Raw genomic sequence first — 19,291 nt, forward strand, 5'->3', positions numbered from 1 at the left:
TCATAATAACGCCATCTTAATCCTAACGGGATTAACAACTAAAGAATGTTATTATGAAACGCTCAAATACTCTTGCCACACTATTATTAACACTTTCAGCAAGTACGTTTTCAATGAATGCTTTTGCCAATACCGAACTAGAATCACGACACACCGTAGGTTTACAAAATGGTGGTCGTGGTATTGAATATAAAGGTAAAGACACTGATGGTGAAGGTGTTGGTCTTAGCTATCTTTATTATAATTATCAATTTTCACCGAGTTACTATTTAGAAGTAGGTTTAGTTGGCGCTGCCGATATTGACGATTGGGAATGTAAAGAAAAGTCAGGAGATTCCTGAGATTGCTTTTCAGATTACGATAATAATTTTGACTTACAAGCTGATAATTTCGAATATGGCGCCGTTGTTTTGGCGCTAAAAACAGACTTATCTTTATCAAAGCGCAATCGTTTGTACGCCAAAGTAGGTGCGGCATTTATGATTATCAAATTGACCTAAACCACACGCGTATTGCCGAAGAAAGTGGAACAGGTTTGTTCTTAGAAGCCGGTTGGGAATATCGCTGGGATAACGGTTTTGGGCTTAATGCGAGTTTACAATATCAAGGTGCTGGGGACTTAGATATTGATACTTTCAATGTTGGTATTAGCTACGCATTTTAAAAGGATAGCTTATTTGTAAATTGCCACAATCGTCGGTATAAAAGACGGTGGTATTATTTCTTTTCTTCTGGCTCTTCTTTTTCTGCTATGTGAAAGGCAGGCAGGGAGACTCGCCAATATATAGCGGCGAGTCTGAGTGTTAGCGCCCCCAGTATGGCTAAAATGATAGCGACATCTTCCGGCCATGCTAAATAATGAAATAACGCATATAAACTTCCGCCTAATATTGCTGCTGTAGCATAAATTTCTTTTTGTAAGATCATTGGAATAACATTACATATTACATCACGGATCATCCCACCAGCGACGCCGGTAATAGTACCCATTACAACAGCAACAGAAATTGGAGCGCCCAAACTTAATGCTTTTTCTGTACCTAATACCGCAAATAATGCCAAACCGAAGGCATCAGCAATAAGTAAAAATCGCTTTGGAATACGTTTCGGGCGTCGAATAATGACAATGGTTAAAACAGCAGTAACTAAAATGAAATGAAGATAAATGGGGTCGGCAACCCAGAATACAGGAGTATCTAAAGTGATGTCGCGTATGGTGCCGCCGCCAATGGCAGTAACAGAAGCTAAAACAACAACGCCAAAAGGGTCAAGCTTATAGCGCCCAGCCATTAATGCACCAGATAAAGCAAAAACAATTATACCAAATAAGTCTAACCAGTAGAGTAATTCATACATGCGAGTTACCTATTGATATTAAATGAGTAAGTGAATAATGTCAGCATTGCTAAAAATAGAAAACAAAAATAAAACACTTGTCTGATACGGCTACTTGCATGAATTATATCTGTAGCTTGGGGTTGTCTACCATGATCATTGTAACTTGTTTTACGTAGCTTTATATTTTGGTACATTGCGACACCACCAAGCTTTATTTCTAAAGACAGGGCGAATACATTTAATAAATAGCGGTTATTTCGTTGAAAAAAGTAGCGGCGACTGAGCCTAAAAAATAAAATAAAATTTTTGCCAATACAGCCAAAAAGCAGTACCAATGAAAAAATACGACTGGGTAACCATTGAATAATATTAACAATGAACGCCACACTGTCACCAAAAGGCTGAAAATTACTTTGTTTATGATTCCAGCTGTAATGCATTTCAATCAGTAGTCGGCTAACTAATGCGGCAAGCGGGCCAATAAGCAAAAATATAAAGCTAATGGTGAATAAATTTTGCATCGCTCGAAGTAATAACATTTCAATACAGCTTTTCGCTAAACCCAAAGACGAAAGTTGCTCTGTATCTCTTAATAACCAGGGATTTAATAACTGTTTAGCTTCAAAGTTTTTGTTAGCAACGACTAATTTAGCAATTTCTTTACTGGTTTTTCCTAGATGGAGATCACCTAAAGCAAGATAAAGTAAAAAGCTCTGCCAAAGCCAAGTTGCTTCAACAAAAGCTTCAAATAACCACAGAATAATAGTTAAAGGTGCCAGTGTAACTAAAATAGCAATAAAGCCAGAGATAAAGCGCTGACGAGCACTGTTTTTAGTTTTATTGACCTTTTTAGCTAACTGATCACAAAAAAAACGGAAAAACCGTAAAGGTTCATGACTGGCTAAATAATGGGTAAAATACTTAATCAAAATCACACCATAAAGCATGACAACTGAATAGGCGAAAGGGCTTATCTCAATTAAGTTTGTTAGATTATTAGCAGTCATATTTAGTTTTTAACTTCGTGTTAATAGAGTTATTAATTTAACTGTTTACCCTGTAATGCCTTCAGCATATTCTCAACTAATTGAGATGAGTTCACGGAGGCTGTTTCTAAATAAGCTTCAAATGAGGTAGGAGACTCCTTACCTGCAATATCAGACATAGATCGAATCACGACAAAAGGTATATTAAATTGATGACAAGTATGCGCTATTGCGGCACCTTCCATTTCAACTGCGGCCATGCTCGGGAAATTAGCACGCGCTTTAGCAATATCTTCATCGGCGGTCATAAAAGTATCACCCGTTGTGATTAAGCCAAGTAATGTTTGTATATTCTCAAGCTTGGCAACGCCTGCTTGCGCTGCACTAACAAGTATTGGGTGAGGAATGTAAGCGGCAGGGTTTCCAGGTAACTGACCTATTTCATAGCCAAATGCGGTTACATCAACATCGTGATATCGAACTTCTGTACTAATAACAATGTCGCCCACTTTTAATGATTGCTCGAAGCCACCAGCAGAACCGGTATTAACGATGTAATCAGGTTGGAATTTATCAATTAAAATGGCGGTAGCTAATGCGGCAGCGACTTTACCAATACCTGATTGTACTATAACAACGTCACTGCCATTAAGTTGGCCTTGATAAAAGGTATAGCCTGCATGTTCTGTTGTTGTCGAATTTGTTAATTTTGCTTTTAAAATAGCAACTTCTGGCTCCATTGCGCCAATTATTCCAGCTTTCATATAATTATCTTTTTGGTAAATAAATGAGTATTGTAAAATTATACCTCAAAGTAATATTAAATTAGCTTTAAAATTTTTATTTAGCTGAACCCAAACAATTAATTAAGGTTTTCCTCATTTAATGTGATGGCTAATTGTTCCACCCAACCATTTATAATTACTTTGATACTGTCAATATTATTAGGGTTATCATCAACATTCATTTCGTCACTTTTACTGTTCATAATAATAGCAATTAACGTATCATTGGAGTTAGTATCAACAAATTCAGCTTCAAAACCAGCTTCACCAATAACAGCCTTTTGATTAGTGGCTAACCGGTATGCACCTTCACCCGCATTTATAACAATACGAAAAGGTAATACATCTAAAACTTCAAATTCCGGTGAACTCTCTTCGAGGTTGGTTAAAGCGAGTCGAATTAATAACGAATTTTTTGTCCCCGGTGGGACTATTTGATATTCATCACCGATTTTTTCTTTTAGTAGCTGTTCGAAATAAGCGTTCAATGCTTTTTGCTTATTTTCATCCTTAATATAAGAAGGCTTATTTGATTCCAACCACAGTTCTATCGGTGCGATAGCAATTTTTTTATAATTTTGTAGAGTTTTGAGGCTAACATTTTCTTCAGCCCTTACCCAAGAATTATCCATACGCGGGTTTGGTTTAAATAAGTCATAACTGCTTAGGAAGCCTGACTTTGAATCTGGTAATTGTAATTGGTTACTGCAGCCAAGAAAAAGAGGGATAATAGTAAAAAAAGCAATTAATTTTATCATGATGATAATGTCATAAAATAGACGCTCGTTGATGGTTTGGCAAGGTTATCATATTTCAATTGAGAAGATGGTTATAATTTGTACATTAAGATATGTTGATCTAAAAGATGAAAGTAACGCATTGACTCAATGAATGGGCAATGCTACTTATTTACTAGTGGGGTAATGCCGCAACTTGTGGTGCTGAAATATGCTGAGACATGGCGTTACTTGCTGATGCGCCTAATTGTGCTCGAGCTGCTATTGGCGACAATGCACCAACGGTTTCTCTATTTTTGTTAGGACGAGGCTTAAGCATAGGAGCAGGAATGATTTTTCCTTTAATTTTGGGCTCAGGTGGTCTATTACCTAACAGTCGGCTGTAAATACAAGCGCGGATTTCGTCGACAGTATAATTAGTTTTAACTTTTATGCGAATATGAGGAATTGAAGACGATTCTAATGCGCCACTGACAAACCAGTCTTTTTTAATTTTATAGCCCTTACCTTGCGTATCAACTAAATCGATAACACCACACAGTTTCATCGTTTCACGGTCACAGATAGCAAAGTCTAAGTATTTACTGTTTGCATTGGCTACCGCTGTTTGGCTTGCTCTGCTTGAAACACCATGACGAATAGTGACAATGTCAGCCAGTTTAACACGGTTAACAATACGGTACTTTCCGCCAAGCGCTTGTTCTAACAAATTCTGAAAATTTTTCTCTGCTGGCGTAAAAAGACTTTGCTTTTTATCAAAGGGAAAAGGAAAACTATTGTCATTCAAGCGGCTAGCTAATAAAGCAACAATAACAATTAGGCTGATCATGGCAAATAGAATTAATTCCATAGACTGCTCCTGCGGTTCAAATTCTTGACGGTACTCTTAATAACAGTTGAATAAGCAGTATTTGTGCCACAGTTCTTAATTTCGTAGATTGTTTTACCATGAGGGGAGGAGCAATAATAAAAAGACCGAAGATAATACTTATCTACGGCCTTTTTTAGGTTTATAGCTAAGTCTTATGAAGGATACTTTGCTTCAAGAGCGGCATAAAGTTGTTGTTGAAAATCACTCGCGCCTGCATCTAATGTATTAACTAATTTGGCTAATACTTCGTTGTCTTCTTCACCATGCCAAATCTTGATGTATGTACCTTCTTTATAACCATGATCTTGGCGGAAGAAGTTTAGTGTATTTTTGCCAACGTATTGACGAAATAATTCATCAAGATCCATGTTCATCAGGCGCATACAATCAGCTAAGGCAATAGCATCAAAACTTTTATCAGTTACTGCGGCAGATGCTAAGTTTTCTAAAGCGATTTTAAAATCTTTTTCATTAGAACTTTGCGTTAATTCAGTTGCTAAGGTATCAGTGATACTTTCAACCGTTGCGCCCGTCATTAAGCGAAGACTTAAGCCAAAATGAAAAATATCAACTAACTCTAATTGTACTTGAGCAATATCAATCTCTTGATGTTTCCACCATTTCCAACCGTGATGGTCTAACATTTCAGCACACTCAACCCAAATGGCGCGATACCATTCATAACCATTTTCCTGCCATGTCTCACTTACGCGAGCGTTCATCGCGTTTTGCATGGTTAGCATTTGCTTTATTTGATTTTTTGCTGCTGAATTTCCGCTCATTTTTTTCTCTATTAATCGTAAATTTCTATTACCACTATTTTGCCGCAGCAGAAAGAAACAAGCAAATAATCCCGGTTAATTTCATTAGAAAACGACAGCTAATTCAATTCCACTAAAAGTATTGTTTGCTGCTTGCCAGTTATAACCACTTATTTCACGAAAACGAACAAAGCCTGTCACTTTTAATCGTTCAATCATAAATGAACTCCCGATACCGACATAACCATCTATATCATTGTCACTGTAAGCTGGGTCAAAATTATTATTTTCGAAATCGGTGTTATATCTATTCTTGTGATGCCAGTTATTGTCATCACTCCGGTCATTAAAGGCAAGTTCAAGGAGATCAACACCAAATTCTACATAAAGACTAACGTCAGAAAAATAACCAAATTTCATCCCTCCTTCCCATGAGATAAAACTATGTTGATAATTGGTTTTATCAGTAATCTGAGCATAACCGAGCGAGCTGGTGACTGAAAATCCTAAGTAGCTATTAAGTGTACGATGAACAACTTCGGTGCCAATACTTGAGTAATAGTCGCTGTCGTTTGCATCATGATGAAGATAAATAATAAAGTCATTTGATTTTTTACCGTAACTATTGAAAGAAAAAAGTAGGTTAAAACAGATGAAAATAATAATTTTTTTCATAATAAGCTCAGCAAAATATTTGAAGCTATTTTCTTCTGAATGCTCGTAAGTTTCAGTGATCGAATCGTTAGGATATGCTGAAAAACTGTAAGTTATTGTCAGATTGATACTGACGAAATCGGGTCTTAAGCGGTGGCGTCATTTAAAACTGGGCTTTTACTCTAAGCCAAGCATTACTATTTTGTTGATGTTGGCCAAAAAAGGTATGTTTTTCGTCACCCCAAAACAAATTAGCACCGGCTGAAAATAACCACTGGTCGTTATAACGGTAGGTTACAGAAGGTTTTAAGTAACTGTCGTTGTCTGTTGGCGAATAAAAATTGAATAGGCTATAAATTAACTTTTGCTGAAACGCTCTGTACGTGAGACGAAAAGTTAATAATTGACGGTATTCATCAACTTCTGTTGCTGGTGTGACTGAATTAACGATAAATTCATTATAATGTTTCGTTTGCTCAACATAGAACTGCACGCTGGCGGTAAGGTTTTTAATGACCTCGCTTTCAAACCCGACTAGAAATCGGTTTTGACCATTAGCAACAAAGGGATCACTCCCACTATTATCTTCAACACTGTTATAGCTAGCATATTCAGCATTAAATAATCCTCCCGCTAATGGTAACCTAACACTTGCTCCCCAAGCATTCATTTTGGGAAAGTAAGGCTGTAATTGCTGGTTTTGATTTTCTGATATACCAACAGGTGTTGTCCAGAAACCTTTATAGCCATAAAAAGCATATTCGGTGCCATTCTTGTTGGTTGCAATACGTACTGAATATTGTGCCTGATTATTTTTTTGTACGCTAAAATCAGCAGCCGGAGCAACAATATCTTGCGCTTGTGGAGAATAAAAAGAAAAGCGCTCGCCCGTTAAATAAACATCGGGTGTGAACGCTGGCGTCCAAGTAAAATCAAGTGAATAACCACCGATATACCATGTACCTTTCGCGCTGTCTGAAGGGGCTTTTAAGTATTGATTGTCACGCCCTGAAAAGAATGATTGCCAGTTTTTAGCAAATAAATCATTTAGGAAGATATAATCTCCGGTACCCCAGGTCAAAATTTGTCGACCCACTTTAACGTCAGTATTATTACTTGGACTAAAACGGATATTTAATTCGCGCGTTTCCCAAAAAGTATCGGCTAATACATCGTCATAAATTAGCTCACCTTTTGAAACCAGCTCAAAAGACTCATGACTGTAATCAATATTTAAACGTGCTGTTATTTCACCTAGCGACAAATTTGATTCAACAATATTATTTTGTAATAAATAACCATAGCCAGCTTCAACAAAACCTGAAAGCTTCCAGGGTGAAACAACTTTTTCACCCCAGTCATCGCTCGCCCAATCGTCTAGTTCACTTATTTCTAAGTTACTGGCCAAGCTTTGCCAAGCCATCAGTAGGCTGCTTATGAGTAAAATATATTGTGATGATTTATGCACGATAAGCGTGTCCATGTTTGGTGATAATTAAGTGCATTTTTTATCTTAATCTAACCATGCCTTTGGCGGATTACGTAAACTACGTTCAGAAAAAATATCATCAGGTAAGCCGACATTATATTTTACGTTTCGAAATTGCATTTCAGTATAACTGCCATCGTTATGTTGGGTTATTTTTGAATGCATGACCGTGGCAAAACCATCAATAATTTCAGTTTTTAATACTTCAAGTGAGCGTGATTTTTTACCTTGGCTGTTATAAAAATCAACGTGCATAGGTAAAAAGGTACGCTTATCAATGTTAACCATATAGTGCTCGAACTCAACACTGTTTGGATCTTTAGGTTGAGCTTTAAGGGTATAAAACTTATCGTCAGTTTTTAGTAAAGTAAAGTTGTCTTCTGCAGGATTTCTACCTGAGACATCTTCATAAAAAAAATGCGCGCCGACAAAAGAGGTACGTTTATCACCAGCTGAAATCCGTTTAACTAAATCTAGTGCTGGTAAATATAGCCAGCGGTCATCATCGCTTGCTACTTTTTTTACCACCCTAAATACTGTGCCTTGGACATCAGTAGGGCGAGAGAAAAACACCAAAATATCTTGGTTACCTAAATCTGCTTGGTCTTTACGCAAGATAGTAAATTGTCGCATCTGTTTATTACCCTGCGCATCAACAATAATCATTCTCGCTTGAGCACTGCCGTCGTCTGCAGAATAATATGAGGCTAAATTTGCTTTAGTTATAATATCATTGGCGTTTGTTAAGTCGCCCGCATGGGTCATAAAACTTAAAATAGCCCCAGCAATAATGAAAAGAGTTGATAAATATTTCATTTGTATATCCTATGAATGTTTATTTTTTAAGGGATGCTTGCCAGCAAAAAGTGTCATTAACGCGGGTAGTAACATCAGAGTAACTAATGCTGAGAGCGCCATAATACTTGCCAGAAAAAATCCAACCGTAATATAAGGTATTAGAGGCGAAAGTAATAAAGGCGTAAAGCCAATCGCAATTACAATAGCATTGCGTGAAATTGCGCGACTTGGCTCTTGGAACATCGCCGATAATGCCAGCGCTAAACTGCCCAGTTCTTTCTCTAACTCTCGTGCACGTTGTAAAAAGTGAATGGCAAAATCGATTGAAAGCCCTAAAGTCAGGGCTGACAAAACCGCGATAGGCATATCGTAATCTTTACCTATCCAGCCAATTAACCCGTAGATCATTGAAATGGTAAGTGTTAGCGGTAGCATGGCTAAAATACCGTATTTTAATGAACGAAAGAGTACAACCATCATTAAGAAAACGATGACAAACGATGATAATAAACTGTCGATCATACCGTTCACCATTGCGTCTTGCCAAACGATGTTTAAGTAAGACTTACCCGCCCATTGATAACTAATATCTTTTGGCATCGGATGTTTGGTAATGTAGGCCTCGGTCCAGTTAACGACTTTGGTAGTATGTTGATTATCACCACTGATCATTTGCAGCCATAATAAACTTTGCTGATAATCTTTGGTGACAAAATGCCATAAGTCTTGCGGACGATGCGACGACTGATATTGCAGTAATGTTTGTGCAACACCGTTACTCGATTCAGGCAGGGCAAAGTCTTTATCTTCGCCTGAGAAGAGCTCACGATTTACTGTTTTGACAATATCAGCTAAACCATTACTTTTGCCTACTAAGCCAGTTGTCAATAGTGCTTGCTGGAAGTCGCTTTGCCACTTTAATAGATCAGGGTCGAGAAATACTTTGTTTTCGTTAAAAGCAGTATCGGTAATATTAACTAACTGTTCTAGTATTAGCTGTTCTTCATCGTTAGCTGAAAAGGCTAAATCATCTAATAAAACTAATAAGTTCTGATTAATAAATGAATCTTGCCCAGTCGATTTAACGTCAGCTATAAAGGCATTAATTTGCTTTGCGCTAGTTAAATTTATATCAAGGGTCGCTAGTACTTTTTTGAAATTACTCACCGCAGCACTATTTTCACGGTTGTTATTTCTAAAGACTAGCCAAGCATCATAAGTGCCAGCAAAATGTGCATTGAGTACTTTGTCCGCTATTCTAATTTCGTGATCAGCTTTAAACCAGTTGACGGGGTTATCATTAATTTCAATACGGCTAACACCTTCAATGCTGATTAAAAATAATGCAACAAAGCCCATAAGAATCAGTTTGGTTTTTTGAGTCGCAAATCTGCCAAGGCTTTCTAATGCATTGGCTAAACGGCCTTTTTGTTCTGTACGTAAAATAGCGTCGTGTAATTTGGCTAACGTTTTGGGTTTTAAACGAGAAATATAAGCAGGAATGTAAATAATAGTCAGTGCGAAGGCTAATAAAATACCTGTGCCAATAAAAGCGCCAAATACTTTAACAGGTGGAATAGGGGTTAGCATTAATGAATAAAAACCAATGGCAGAGGTGATTGAAGTATAAAGCATAGGAGTGTATAAGTGCTTCATTACACCCTTAACTACGTCGCCTGCATCATCACCTGTTTTATATTTTTCCGCAAACTCTGAGAGAATATGTACCGAGTCAACGACCGCTATTGGCATTAAGAATATGGCAATCATCGATGACATTATATGAACAGTAAAGCCCATACCAATCAGTGAACCCATAACGATAATCACCGTTGCCATAGCGACCACCATCGGCGCAATAATTAACGGAAAATTACGGAAAAAGTACCAAAGTAAAACAAAAATAGCTAATCCCGCTAATGGTGCAGCAACGCCCATTTGTACAAACATCTCATAGCCAAATTGGTCTTCAGCGACAGGTAAGCCGGTAATATGAAAATCTACATTAGCCACTAGTTCGGCAGGGAAACTTTTGCTAATAGTACGAATTTGCTCGGCGATATTATAACTCATGTCTTTGGCTTGAATGGGCACATAAATCGCAATGGCTTTGTTATCACCAGAAACTAACGTGTTGTTAAGCATGGGTAAACGTTTAACTGCTTGCTGAATTTCCAAGCTGCCTTCGAGAGAAGATGGTGCTTGTTTCATTAAATATTCAAAACGTATACCACTATTTTTACCTTGGCTGTCTTTTTCTTGAGTAATGTTATCAACGACACTCAGTGATAATAAATCTTGTGCTATGACTCCTTCAATCTGCAAAACTTTTGTTGATAACTGCTCAACAACTTGCAGTGAATTAGGCGTAAAAATATTATTTTTACTGACAATACCAACGACGATCATATCGCGCATTTGAAAGTCAGCTTTTGTTTGGTTATGAAAAATACGCGCTGGAGCATCACGACTCAACATATTTTCAGGGTCAGTATCTATTTTCAGGTTTGGCATCATCGCCAGACTTATTGCCACCATCAGTAATACTACGGTGTAAACAAGTTTAGGTTTCTCAACCGCGATTTGTAGGAGTCTGGTGTAATTCAAAAGGGATCCTTAACTGAAAATTGTATATTAGACAAGCGTAATGTACTTTTATATTAGCACTATCTAATGTAATATCAATCAATATTTACTTTCTGCTGACAATAAAGACTTAGATAATGAATAATGAAACTCAAATAAACATAGCTGAAATGCGTGGCAATGCGACTCAAGCCGCAGAGTTATTGAAAGCGATGAGTAATGAAAATAGACTATTGATACTTTGCTATTTAGGAGAGAAAGAAATGTCGGTGTCAGAGCTTAATGGCTTTATTGATTTAAGCCAGTCGAGTTTATCGCAGCATTTAGCCCGATTGAGAAAAGATGGTTTGGTAAAGACTCGCCGAGAATCACAAACGATTTACTATACAATTGCGCATCCATCGATAGTAAAGTTAATCACTTTTTTACACAGTGAATTTTGTTAATAAGCTTAGTAAAAGCTCAAATCAGTAAGGTTTTCTTCAGTGATTTGAGCATGTCGCTTGATTAAAGATGCTCTATAACAAGACAACCCGCCGAATAACCCGCACCAAAAGAACAAATGAGTGCTTTATCGCCCGCTATCATATCGTCATGATTTAAGTGAAAAGCAATAATAGAACCTGCTGAAGCCGTATTAGCAAACTTGTCTAAAATAATGGGTGCTTCATTACCTATCGGGTCGCGGCCCAATACTTTTTTCGCCACAAAGTTATTCATGTTGATATTGGCTTGATGTAAAAATAACCTTTTTAAATCTTTAGCTTCAACATTTGCAGCTTCCATTTGCTCCGTAATTAATTGCGAAACCATTGGCAGTACTTCTTTAAATACTTTTCGCCCTTGCTGAACAAACATTTTATCGTTATCAAGCATTGTTTCAGGGTCACATTTATTTGTATGGCCAAAGTTACTGCGAATATTATTAGAGAAGGTGGTGATGGGTTTTTTTGTTAAGATTTTAAAGCAATGATCAGCAGTGGCGGTTGCTTGTTTTTCAATAACAATAGCGGTCGCAACATCCCCAAAAATAAAATGGCTGTCTCGATCGCGTAAATTAATTTGTGGAAAGTTAAGCTCAGGATTAATCACTAATACGGTTTTGGCTGTGTCGCCACATAAAGCATTTGAGGCATTCATAATACCGAATGTTGCTGATGAACAAGCAACAAGCATATCGTATGCCCAGCCTTTACAGCCCAATGCTTGTTGTACTTCAATCGCTATTGCAGGGTAAGCGCGTTGTGTATATGAACAAGCAACAATAATTAAGTCGATATCGTCTGCTGTTTTATTGGCTGCTGCCATCGCTTGTCTCGCTGCGCCTACCGCCATTTCAGCTTGTGCTGATAATTGCTCATCGCTGCGCTGAGGAATAAGTGGCATCATCGTTTTAGGATCAAGTGCGCCATCTTTATACATAACATAGCGACTTTTAATACCTGATGCTTTTTCAATAAACTCACTTGAAGAAGGTTTTAAAGCCGTTAACTGTTCATTGTTAATCGCTTCTTCATTTTCGGCGTTGTAATTTTCAACATATTGATTAAATGCTGTGACTAATTCGTCATTTGAAATACTGTGTGGCGGGGTGAATAGACCGGTACCACTGATCACGATTGACATGTATTGACTCCATTTATAATTTTTTTCTAGTGGTCGTACCATGGGTCTTATTCCATAAAAGTACAAGCACTTCAGTGTTTTTAATTGATGTATTGTTCATTATATTACATAAAAAGTTTTTTTCTCACCATCGCGCGATAATCTCTTGGCGTAAGTGTTAATTGTTTCTTAAAAAGCCTTGTTAGTTGGCCTTGGTCTTGGTAACCGACTTGAAACGCTATTTCTTGTATTGATAAATTACTTGATGACAACAAATCTTTCACCGTTTCAACCCTCACCTTTTGCCAATAATGAGAAGCGCTAACTCCTGTCGCATTCTTAAATCGTCGGCTAAACGTTCTCTCGCTAATCTCAAATTGTAAGGCAATTTCAGAGAGGGTTAATGTTGATGAGAGATTGGTTCGCATCCAAAATTGAATTTGAGTGATCAATTCATCAGGGTGGCGATCAACCGCTCCTTCTAAATATCGCTGCTCTTCATAAGGTTTTCTAATTTCATGAGAAAAATTACGCTCTACGTGCTGAGCGGCTGGTTCACCATAAGTTTGATGAATAACATGCACGGTAATATCAGCTAAGGCATTTAAGCTCGCCGCACAATAAATACGTTCAGACTGCGTGATAAAAAAGTCAGGTTTGAGTTCTACTTTCGGATAATTTCGTTTGAATTGCTCAACATAATGCCAGTGTGTTGTTGCTGGGTGTTGATCAAGTAAGCCCGACTCGGCAATAAAACAAACCCCAGTGCCTCCACCAATCAGTGTCGAACCTTGTTGCCACATATCATTGAGCCAATTGACCACTTTGGGGTGCTTTTTAATTAATGGACGAGGGTTGCGCCAAAGACTCGGTATAAAAATATAATCAGGGCATTGTGCATGTTCAATATCTACATCTGGATAAAGCTTAATAAGAGCTCTTGTACGTACAGGAGCTAGATTTTCACTGACCATTTCTATATTAAGTTTAGGTGAACGCCTATTTTCTCTGCGCGCAAAAGCTTCTCCAGCCCTGAGCATCTCAATAGGTAAACTTACACTAGTTGCTAGCATATGATCATATAAAACTAAGGCAATATTTACCGTTTTACGAGCTATCTTTAGTGGCATATCAGTAACTTTCGTGATTTTTGGCTGTTATTGTATTATTTATGGCTGATAACAACAATTAATTATTAACGTTTCTTTTTACACTAACGATAAGAATTACGACTCATGTATTTAAGAGAATTATAAATGACTGCTTTACCTATTATTGTTGGCATGGGCGGCGTAAATGCTGCCGGCCGCACCTCCTTTCATCAAGGTTTTCGTCGTATTGTTATCGACAAATTAACAGCAGAAGCGCGTCAAGAAACTTTTGTTGGCCTAGCCACGCTGATGAATATTTTAACTTTCCAAGACGGTCAGTTACTTGATGCTGAGGGTAATAGCGTTGCATTAAACACAGTAGAAGCACGTTTTGGCCAGCAAATTCTAGATGGTACACTTATCCGTAAAATTGAAAGTAATCACTTTGACCCTGACGCAACGCATTGCCATACGCATATGCTTGCGACACCAAGCGCTGATAACATTACTTTTGAAATTAAAGAAAAAGAATTACCCAAACCTTTGCCACGCTCTTGGAAAATAACACCGTTAGTAGATAAACGTGTCAAAGTTGAAATTACGGATAATTTAGAGATTAAACATAGTAGTTATCGTGACAACCCAATTAAGGCCGCAGGACAATTACCTACCGGTTTTGAACCGTCCACTTTATATAATAGCCGCTATCAGCCGCGTGGTTTACAAACCACTATTTTTGGCGCGGCAGATGCTATTCATTCAACAGGTTTTAGCTGGGATGAAATTTTAGAAAAAGTAAGTCCTGATCATGTGGGAACTTATTCATCTTCAGCTTTTGGTCAAATGCAATCAGAAGGGTTGGGTGGTATGTTGCAAAACCGTCTTCATGGCGATCGTGTAACCACTAAAAATTTAGCGTTAGGTCTAAATACCATGTCGGCTGACTTCATTAATGGCTATGTTACTGGCAGTGTTGGTACTACCTCAACCTCGACTGGCGCTTGTGCGAGTTTTCTTTATAACTTACGTAACGCGATTCAAGACATTAAGTCAGGTCGTGTACGTGTTGCTATTGTAGGCAGTAGCGAAAGTCCAATAACACCAGAAATTATTGAAGGTTTTGGCAACATGAGTGCCTTGGCGAATGAAGAAGGTTTGAAAAAACTTGATGGCATTACACAAGGGCAAGCCGATCACCGTAATACCAGTCGTCCATTTGGTGAAAACTGTGGTTTTACTATTGGTGAAGCCGCACACTTCTTAGTTATTATGGATGATAAGTTAGCGATTGAATTAGGGGCTAAGCCTTTGGGCTCTGTTGCCGATGTCTTCATTAATGCTGACGGTATTAAAAAATCTATTACCGCTCCTGGTCCTGGTAATTATATTACTATGGCGAAATCAGTGGCACTCGCAAAAAGCATTTTAGGTGATGAATCAGTACAGAAACGCAGCTTTATACTGGCTCATGGTTCAAGTACGCCACAAAATCGCGTAACAGAATCGTTAATTTATCATCGTTTAGCGGAAACATTTGATATTCATCATTGGCCAGTTGCTGCGCCAAAAGCTTTTGTTGGTCATACTATTGCTCCTGCAAGTGGCGATCAAATCACTATGGCTTTAGGTGTTTTTGCCCATAATATTATGCCGGGTATTACAACGATTAACGCCGTTGCTGACGATGTTTATAATGAACGTTTAAACATCGCACTTGATCACTGGCAGTGTGAAGCCATGGATGTTGCCTTTATTAATTCGAAAGGTTTTGGTGGCAACAATGCAACAGCCACCTTACTTTCACCAGATGTAACTCTTTCAATGCTGAAAAAACGTTATAGTATTGAAGATATAGCAAGTTACCAAGAAAAGTTGTCAGCGGTTGAAGCGAAGCAAAAAGTCTATCAAGAGAAGGCGAATAACGGACAATTTGAATTAATATATAAATTTGGTAAGGGTGTTTTAGGCGATGACGATATTGAAATTAATTGCGATAACATCTCTATGACAGGTTTTACCAATAGCATTGCTTTACCAAAAGAAAATCCGTTTGAGGATATGACTTAATTATTAACAGGCTTTTGCTAAGTCTTTAATCGCTCACTCATAAGTTAGACAATAAAATGCAAAGCGACAAAGCTTTGCTTTTTTATGTTCAGGATGAACGGTATGTCACGGTGCCATGGATGGCAAAGAGTGGTGATGTTCAGGATGAACGGTATGTCACGGTGCCATGAATGGCAAAGAGTGGTGATGTTCAGGATGGCCTTTCTCAGACATCCTGTCTTCCAAGGCATGAGTGCATCCCTGCAGGTCAAGGTATGTTGTGATCTCGCAAGTATCATAGAGCGACGATGTACTATTTTTAAATAATCCCTATAAACAATAACGCTGAATCATTTTTGTTAATATAACTTCAGTTTTATCAATTTCACTATGCGCTAAAAACTCATTGGGTTGATGAGCCTGGTCAATAGAACCTGGGCCTAAAACAATAGTTTGACAGCCAAGCTGTTGAATAAAAGGTGCTTCAGTCGCATAATTTACCGCGCAACATGAGTGACCACTTATTTCTTCAGCTATTGTTACTAACCCACTGCTTTGGTTTTGTTCAAAACTGGGGGAGCTAGGGTCTAATTCATTAAACGAAACTCGGTGAGGATATTTTTCAGCAAGCGGCTTTAGGGCTTCGCTGAGCAATTGAATCAGTTCGCTGTCAGTCATCCCCGGCAGTGCTCGCATATCAATATCTAACTCGCAGTGACCGCAAATTCTATTGGCATTATCGCCACCATGTATTGCGCCTAAATTCAGCGTTGGCTCTTTTACATCAAAGGCTTGATTACTATAATTGTGAGCCAATTTTTCTTTGAGCTGCATTAATTGGCCAATCACCTGATACATAATTTCTATAGCATTAACGCCTAAACTTGGTTTACTTGAGTGCCCTGATTGACCTTGAATAGTTATGCGATGTGACATATGCCCTTTATGCATGATGACAGGGACCAAATTTGTTGGCTCACCAATAATGGCAACATCTGGTTTTATCTGTTGGTTTTGGGTGAAAAAACGCGCGCCTGCCATAGTGGTTTCTTCATCTGCAGTGGCTAAAATATAAAGCGGTTTTTTGAGTTGTTTCGCTGATAACCCTTTACAAACTTGTAAAATAAAGGCAAAAAAACCTTTCATGTCACAAGTACCTAAACCATAAAATTTATTATCTTTGTCGACGACTTTCAGTGGGTCTGACTGCCAACGATTTTCATCAAAAGGTACGGTGTCACTATGACCTGCGAGTAATAATCCTCCTTCTCCGCTGCCAAGTTTTGCTAATAAGTTATATTTTTTACGGGTTGCGGGTACGGCTTGAATCTCAATACTAAAACCGAGCTGTTCAAACCACGTCGCTAGCAGTTGAATTACGGCTAAATTTCCTTGATCCCAACTTGCTTGTGTTGAACTAATCGAAGCACTGGCAATAAGTTGCGTTAATGAATGGGTAAAGTTTGGTAAATTTTTCATAAGAGCTCACGATTAGAAATAAGAATAAATAAATATCATGGGTAGTTATGCTTATTTGTTGCATAACAAGTCATCAGGTGTTATTTTCTAATTCTAGTGTAAATAACCTAATAAAAGAAGCCTATTGAAGATTATTTATTTTCTCTCGCTACTTAGGTTGATTAAAAATTAATAGATGAGGTTGTATGAAAGTCGCGGTTATTGGAGCAAGTGGATATGTGGGCGCTGAACTGATTAATTTATTGTCTGCGCACGACAAAATTTCCCTTGAGTATTTACTGGTATCAGAAAAAAGTAGCTCGGCAGATATGACCTTTTCGCAATTACATCCGCGTTACTTAGGTGTCTGTGATTTACCTTTAGTGTGCTTCTCACCACGTTGGTTTGATAAAACAGCACAAGAACTTGATGCGGTATTCTTTGCGACACCACATGAGTTTAGTGCCGACTGGGCGCAAGCTTTTGTTGAAAAAGGTGTGAAGGTTTTTGATCTTTCAGGCGGGTTTCGCCTCAAAAAGAGTGCAGATTATCCAACCTTTTATGGTTTTGAACATAAAAACTTATCGGCACTGGCTCAAGCAAAGTACGGTTTAGCCGAATGGCAGCAAGAAGATATTGCGAGTACGCAATTAGTTGCTGTGCCGGGCTGTTATCCAACTGCAAGCTTATTATCACTAAAGCCTATTACGTCTAATAAGTATCATCTTGAAAATTCACTTATTGTTGTTAATGGGATTAGTGGTGTTAGTGGCGCGGGAAGAAAAGCCTCATTAGCGACAAGTTTTTATGAAGTGAGTTTAACTCCTTATAATATTTTACAGCATCGGCATCAACCTGAAATAAGCCAAGAAGCGAATGCACAGGTTATTTTTAATCCGCATCTTGCGCCTTATAAAAGAGGCTTAATGGCGACGGTAACCTTGCAAATTAAGGCCGGTGTTACGACCAAACAAATTGATGAAGCCTTTGCTTGTGCATATCAAGATGAACCCTTGGTACGTTTAACAGGGACTTGGCCCAAAATAGACAATGTGGCTAACACACCGTTTGCCGATGTCCATTGGCAAGTCGATGAAGAAAAGCATGTGGTTGTGGTCAGTTGTGCTATTGATAATTTACTAAAAGGTGCGGCTTCACAGGCGGTGCAATGTGCAAATATTTCTTTGGGCTTACCCAGTGAATATAGTTTGCTAAATAATGTAACCTTGGGAAAATGTTAATGACTATGCCAATAAATACGTTAATCAGTAATAAGACTAACAAGCCGTTAGTGATTAAAATTGGTGGCGCCATTCTTGAAAAAAAAGATGCACTCACTGATTTATTAAAAATTATCGCGTTATTAAAAAATCAGGCGGTTGTTTTAGTGCATGGTGGTGGTTGTGTTGTTGATGAAATGCTCAGTCAATCTGGTTTTACCACAGAAAAAAAACACGGTTTACGTGTTACACCTAAAGACCAAATGCCAATTATTGCTGGCGCGTTGGCTGGTAGTGTTAATAAAGCGATTGTTGCTACGGCGGCAAGCTTGAATATGCAGGCGGTCGGCTTGTCGCTTGTCGATGGCGATATGGTTACTTGTCTTTTAAGTGCCAAAAACCTCGGTATGGTTGGAGTACCACATGCTAATAACAGTAAATTACTTGATACCTTGCTAAGCGCAAACTTTTTACCCGTTGTCTCTTCTATTGGCTCATTAGCTAGTGGTGAATTAGTGAATGTGAATGCTGATGATGCGGCTGTCGCGATTTGCCAGCTATTAAATGCCGAGTTGTTACTGTTAACCGATGTTAATGGCGTAAAAGATGCGAGTGGCGAATATATGGCTTCGCTGAGTAAAACTCAAGCTAATACATTAATCGAGCAGGGGGTCATTGCTGGCGGTATGACCGCTAAAGTCAATGCAGCTTTTCAGGCAGCAAGTCAATTACGACGAAGTATCGCGGTTGCTAGTTGGCAATCGCCTGAACAAATTATCAACTTACTAAAAGGGGATGCAATAGGTACGCGCATTCAACCTCATTAGCCCTCTTTAAGTTATGTTTACTTTAATTACTTTTTCGGA

19 protein-coding genes are annotated in these 19,291 nt (G+C 38.2%); 6 read left to right on the forward strand and 13 right to left on the reverse strand.

Translation table 11 applies throughout. From position 1 onward, the window contains the following. Positions 1–53 precede the first annotated feature (53 nt). Positions 54–341 (forward strand): hypothetical protein, encoded by a 288-nt coding sequence (locus H4J73_RS13635; RefSeq protein WP_182181477.1) that lies wholly within the window; start codon positions 54–56, stop codon positions 339–341. A gap of 194 nt (positions 342–535) precedes the next feature. After that, a complete protein-coding gene (locus H4J73_RS20610) occupies positions 536–664 on the forward strand; it encodes a hypothetical protein (protein ID WP_259366714.1) in 129 nt (42 codons plus the stop codon). A gap of 53 nt (positions 665–717) precedes the next feature. Here the strand turns inward: H4J73_RS20610 and H4J73_RS13640 are convergent, their stop codons facing one another. The 10 genes from H4J73_RS13640 to H4J73_RS13685 form a co-directional block, all read right to left on the reverse strand. Then, positions 718–1,356: a trimeric intracellular cation channel family protein gene (locus tag H4J73_RS13640; RefSeq protein WP_182181476.1), complete on the reverse strand. Its 639-nt coding sequence runs from the start codon at positions 1,354–1,356 to the stop codon at positions 718–720. 5 nt (positions 1,357–1,361) lie between these two features. Further along, on the reverse strand, positions 1,362–2,345 hold the full coding sequence (locus H4J73_RS13645; RefSeq protein WP_182181475.1) for a cobalamin biosynthesis protein: 984 nt from the start codon (positions 2,343–2,345) through the stop codon (positions 1,362–1,364). Positions 2,346–2,377: 32 nt separating this feature from the next. Then, positions 2,378–3,088: a 5'-methylthioadenosine/S-adenosylhomocysteine nucleosidase gene (gene mtnN / locus H4J73_RS13650; RefSeq protein WP_182181474.1), complete on the reverse strand. Its 711-nt coding sequence runs from the start codon at positions 3,086–3,088 to the stop codon at positions 2,378–2,380. Between the two features lie 98 nt (positions 3,089–3,186). Beyond that, on the reverse strand, positions 3,187–3,867 hold the full coding sequence (locus H4J73_RS13655) for a DUF3313 domain-containing protein (RefSeq protein ID WP_182181473.1): 681 nt from the start codon (positions 3,865–3,867) through the stop codon (positions 3,187–3,189). Positions 3,868–4,021: 154 nt separating this feature from the next. Further along, positions 4,022–4,696 (reverse strand): DUF2726 domain-containing protein, encoded by a 675-nt coding sequence (locus H4J73_RS13660; RefSeq protein ID WP_182181472.1) that lies wholly within the window; start codon positions 4,694–4,696, stop codon positions 4,022–4,024. 173 nt (positions 4,697–4,869) lie between these two features. Then, complete coding sequence (locus H4J73_RS13665) at positions 4,870–5,499, reverse strand: dUTP diphosphatase (RefSeq protein ID WP_182181471.1); 630 nt, start codon at positions 5,497–5,499, stop codon at positions 4,870–4,872. 84 nt (positions 5,500–5,583) lie between these two features. Beyond that, a complete protein-coding gene (locus H4J73_RS13670) occupies positions 5,584–6,153 on the reverse strand; it encodes a hypothetical protein (protein ID WP_182181470.1) in 570 nt (189 codons plus the stop codon). Positions 6,154–6,295: 142 nt separating this feature from the next. Continuing rightward, a complete protein-coding gene (locus H4J73_RS13675; protein ID WP_182181469.1) occupies positions 6,296–7,600 on the reverse strand; it encodes a hypothetical protein in 1,305 nt (434 codons plus the stop codon). Between the two features lie 45 nt (positions 7,601–7,645). After that, a complete protein-coding gene (locus tag H4J73_RS13680; protein WP_182181468.1) occupies positions 7,646–8,437 on the reverse strand; it encodes an outer membrane lipoprotein-sorting protein in 792 nt (263 codons plus the stop codon). Positions 8,438–8,446: 9 nt separating this feature from the next. Further along, the gene (locus H4J73_RS13685) at positions 8,447–11,026 is read right to left on the reverse strand and encodes an RND family transporter (RefSeq protein WP_259366713.1); all 2,580 of its coding nucleotides are present in this window, start codon (positions 11,024–11,026) and stop codon (positions 8,447–8,449) included. A 116-nt stretch (positions 11,027–11,142) separates the two neighbouring features. Here H4J73_RS13685 and H4J73_RS13690 point away from each other — a divergent pair, with 116 nt between their 5' ends. Beyond that, positions 11,143–11,451: a metalloregulator ArsR/SmtB family transcription factor gene (locus H4J73_RS13690; RefSeq protein WP_220460101.1), complete on the forward strand. Its 309-nt coding sequence runs from the start codon at positions 11,143–11,145 to the stop codon at positions 11,449–11,451. A 61-nt stretch (positions 11,452–11,512) separates the two neighbouring features. Here the strand turns inward: H4J73_RS13690 and H4J73_RS13695 are convergent, their stop codons facing one another. Then, positions 11,513–12,631 carry a beta-ketoacyl-ACP synthase III gene (locus H4J73_RS13695; protein ID WP_182181467.1) on the reverse strand — a complete coding sequence of 373 codons (1,119 nt, stop codon included), beginning with the start codon at positions 12,629–12,631 and terminating at the stop codon, positions 11,513–11,515. Positions 12,632–12,735: 104 nt separating this feature from the next. Beyond that, positions 12,736–13,740: a GlxA family transcriptional regulator gene (locus H4J73_RS13700; RefSeq protein WP_182181466.1), complete on the reverse strand. Its 1,005-nt coding sequence runs from the start codon at positions 13,738–13,740 to the stop codon at positions 12,736–12,738. A gap of 126 nt (positions 13,741–13,866) precedes the next feature. Between H4J73_RS13700 and H4J73_RS13705 the strand changes: the two genes are divergently transcribed. Next, positions 13,867–15,768 (forward strand): beta-ketoacyl synthase, encoded by a 1,902-nt coding sequence (locus H4J73_RS13705; protein ID WP_182181465.1) that lies wholly within the window; start codon positions 13,867–13,869, stop codon positions 15,766–15,768. Between the two features lie 309 nt (positions 15,769–16,077). Here the strand turns inward: H4J73_RS13705 and argE are convergent, their stop codons facing one another. Beyond that, positions 16,078–17,226: an acetylornithine deacetylase gene (gene argE, locus H4J73_RS13710; protein WP_182181464.1), complete on the reverse strand. Its 1,149-nt coding sequence runs from the start codon at positions 17,224–17,226 to the stop codon at positions 16,078–16,080. A gap of 185 nt (positions 17,227–17,411) precedes the next feature. Here argE and argC point away from each other — a divergent pair, with 185 nt between their 5' ends. Both argC and argB read left to right on the forward strand, forming a co-directional pair. Continuing rightward, positions 17,412–18,446, forward strand: a complete 1,035-nt coding sequence (gene argC, locus H4J73_RS13715) for an N-acetyl-gamma-glutamyl-phosphate reductase (RefSeq protein WP_182181463.1) — start codon at positions 17,412–17,414, stop codon at positions 18,444–18,446. Continuing rightward, positions 18,446–19,252 carry an acetylglutamate kinase gene (argB, locus tag H4J73_RS13720; protein ID WP_259366712.1) on the forward strand — a complete coding sequence of 269 codons (807 nt, stop codon included), beginning with the start codon at positions 18,446–18,448 and terminating at the stop codon, positions 19,250–19,252. The genes argC and argB overlap by 1 nt, the downstream gene beginning before the upstream one ends. Positions 19,253–19,291 lie beyond the last annotated feature (39 nt).

The sequence above is a fragment of the Colwellia sp. MB3u-41 genome (assembly GCF_014076845.1).
GTDB lineage: Bacteria > Pseudomonadota > Gammaproteobacteria > Enterobacterales > Alteromonadaceae > Colwellia_A.

Bases quoted from the DNA above. Each gene is read 5' to 3' on its own strand.
- H4J73_RS13635 (WP_182181477.1), top strand. From the start codon at position 54: ATGAAACGCTCAAATACTCTTGCCACACTATTATTAACACTTTCAGCA.
- H4J73_RS13640 (WP_182181476.1), bottom strand. From the start codon at position 1,356: ATGTATGAATTACTCTACTGGTTAGACTTATTTGGTATAATTGTTTTT.
- H4J73_RS13645 (WP_182181475.1), bottom strand. From the start codon at position 2,345: ATGACTGCTAATAATCTAACAAACTTAATTGAGATAAGCCCTTTCGCC.
- mtnN (WP_182181474.1), bottom strand. From the start codon at position 3,088: ATGAAAGCTGGAATAATTGGCGCAATGGAGCCAGAAGTTGCTATTTTA.
- H4J73_RS13655 (WP_182181473.1), bottom strand. From the start codon at position 3,867: ATGATAAAATTAATTGCTTTTTTTACTATTATCCCTCTTTTTCTTGGC.
- H4J73_RS13660 (WP_182181472.1), bottom strand. From the start codon at position 4,696: ATGGAATTAATTCTATTTGCCATGATCAGCCTAATTGTTATTGTTGCT.
- H4J73_RS13665 (WP_182181471.1), bottom strand. From the start codon at position 5,499: ATGAGCGGAAATTCAGCAGCAAAAAATCAAATAAAGCAAATGCTAACC.
- H4J73_RS13670 (WP_182181470.1), bottom strand. From the start codon at position 6,153: ATGAAAAAAATTATTATTTTCATCTGTTTTAACCTACTTTTTTCTTTC.
- H4J73_RS13680 (WP_182181468.1), bottom strand. From the start codon at position 8,437: ATGAAATATTTATCAACTCTTTTCATTATTGCTGGGGCTATTTTAAGT.
- H4J73_RS13690 (WP_220460101.1), top strand. From the start codon at position 11,143: ATGAATAATGAAACTCAAATAAACATAGCTGAAATGCGTGGCAATGCG.
- H4J73_RS13695 (WP_182181467.1), bottom strand. From the start codon at position 12,631: ATGTCAATCGTGATCAGTGGTACCGGTCTATTCACCCCGCCACACAGT.
- H4J73_RS13700 (WP_182181466.1), bottom strand. From the start codon at position 13,740: ATGCCACTAAAGATAGCTCGTAAAACGGTAAATATTGCCTTAGTTTTA.
- H4J73_RS13705 (WP_182181465.1), top strand. From the start codon at position 13,867: ATGACTGCTTTACCTATTATTGTTGGCATGGGCGGCGTAAATGCTGCC.
- argE (WP_182181464.1), bottom strand. From the start codon at position 17,226: ATGAAAAATTTACCAAACTTTACCCATTCATTAACGCAACTTATTGCC.
- argC (WP_182181463.1), top strand. From the start codon at position 17,412: ATGAAAGTCGCGGTTATTGGAGCAAGTGGATATGTGGGCGCTGAACTG.
- argB (WP_259366712.1), top strand. From the start codon at position 18,446: ATGACTATGCCAATAAATACGTTAATCAGTAATAAGACTAACAAGCCG.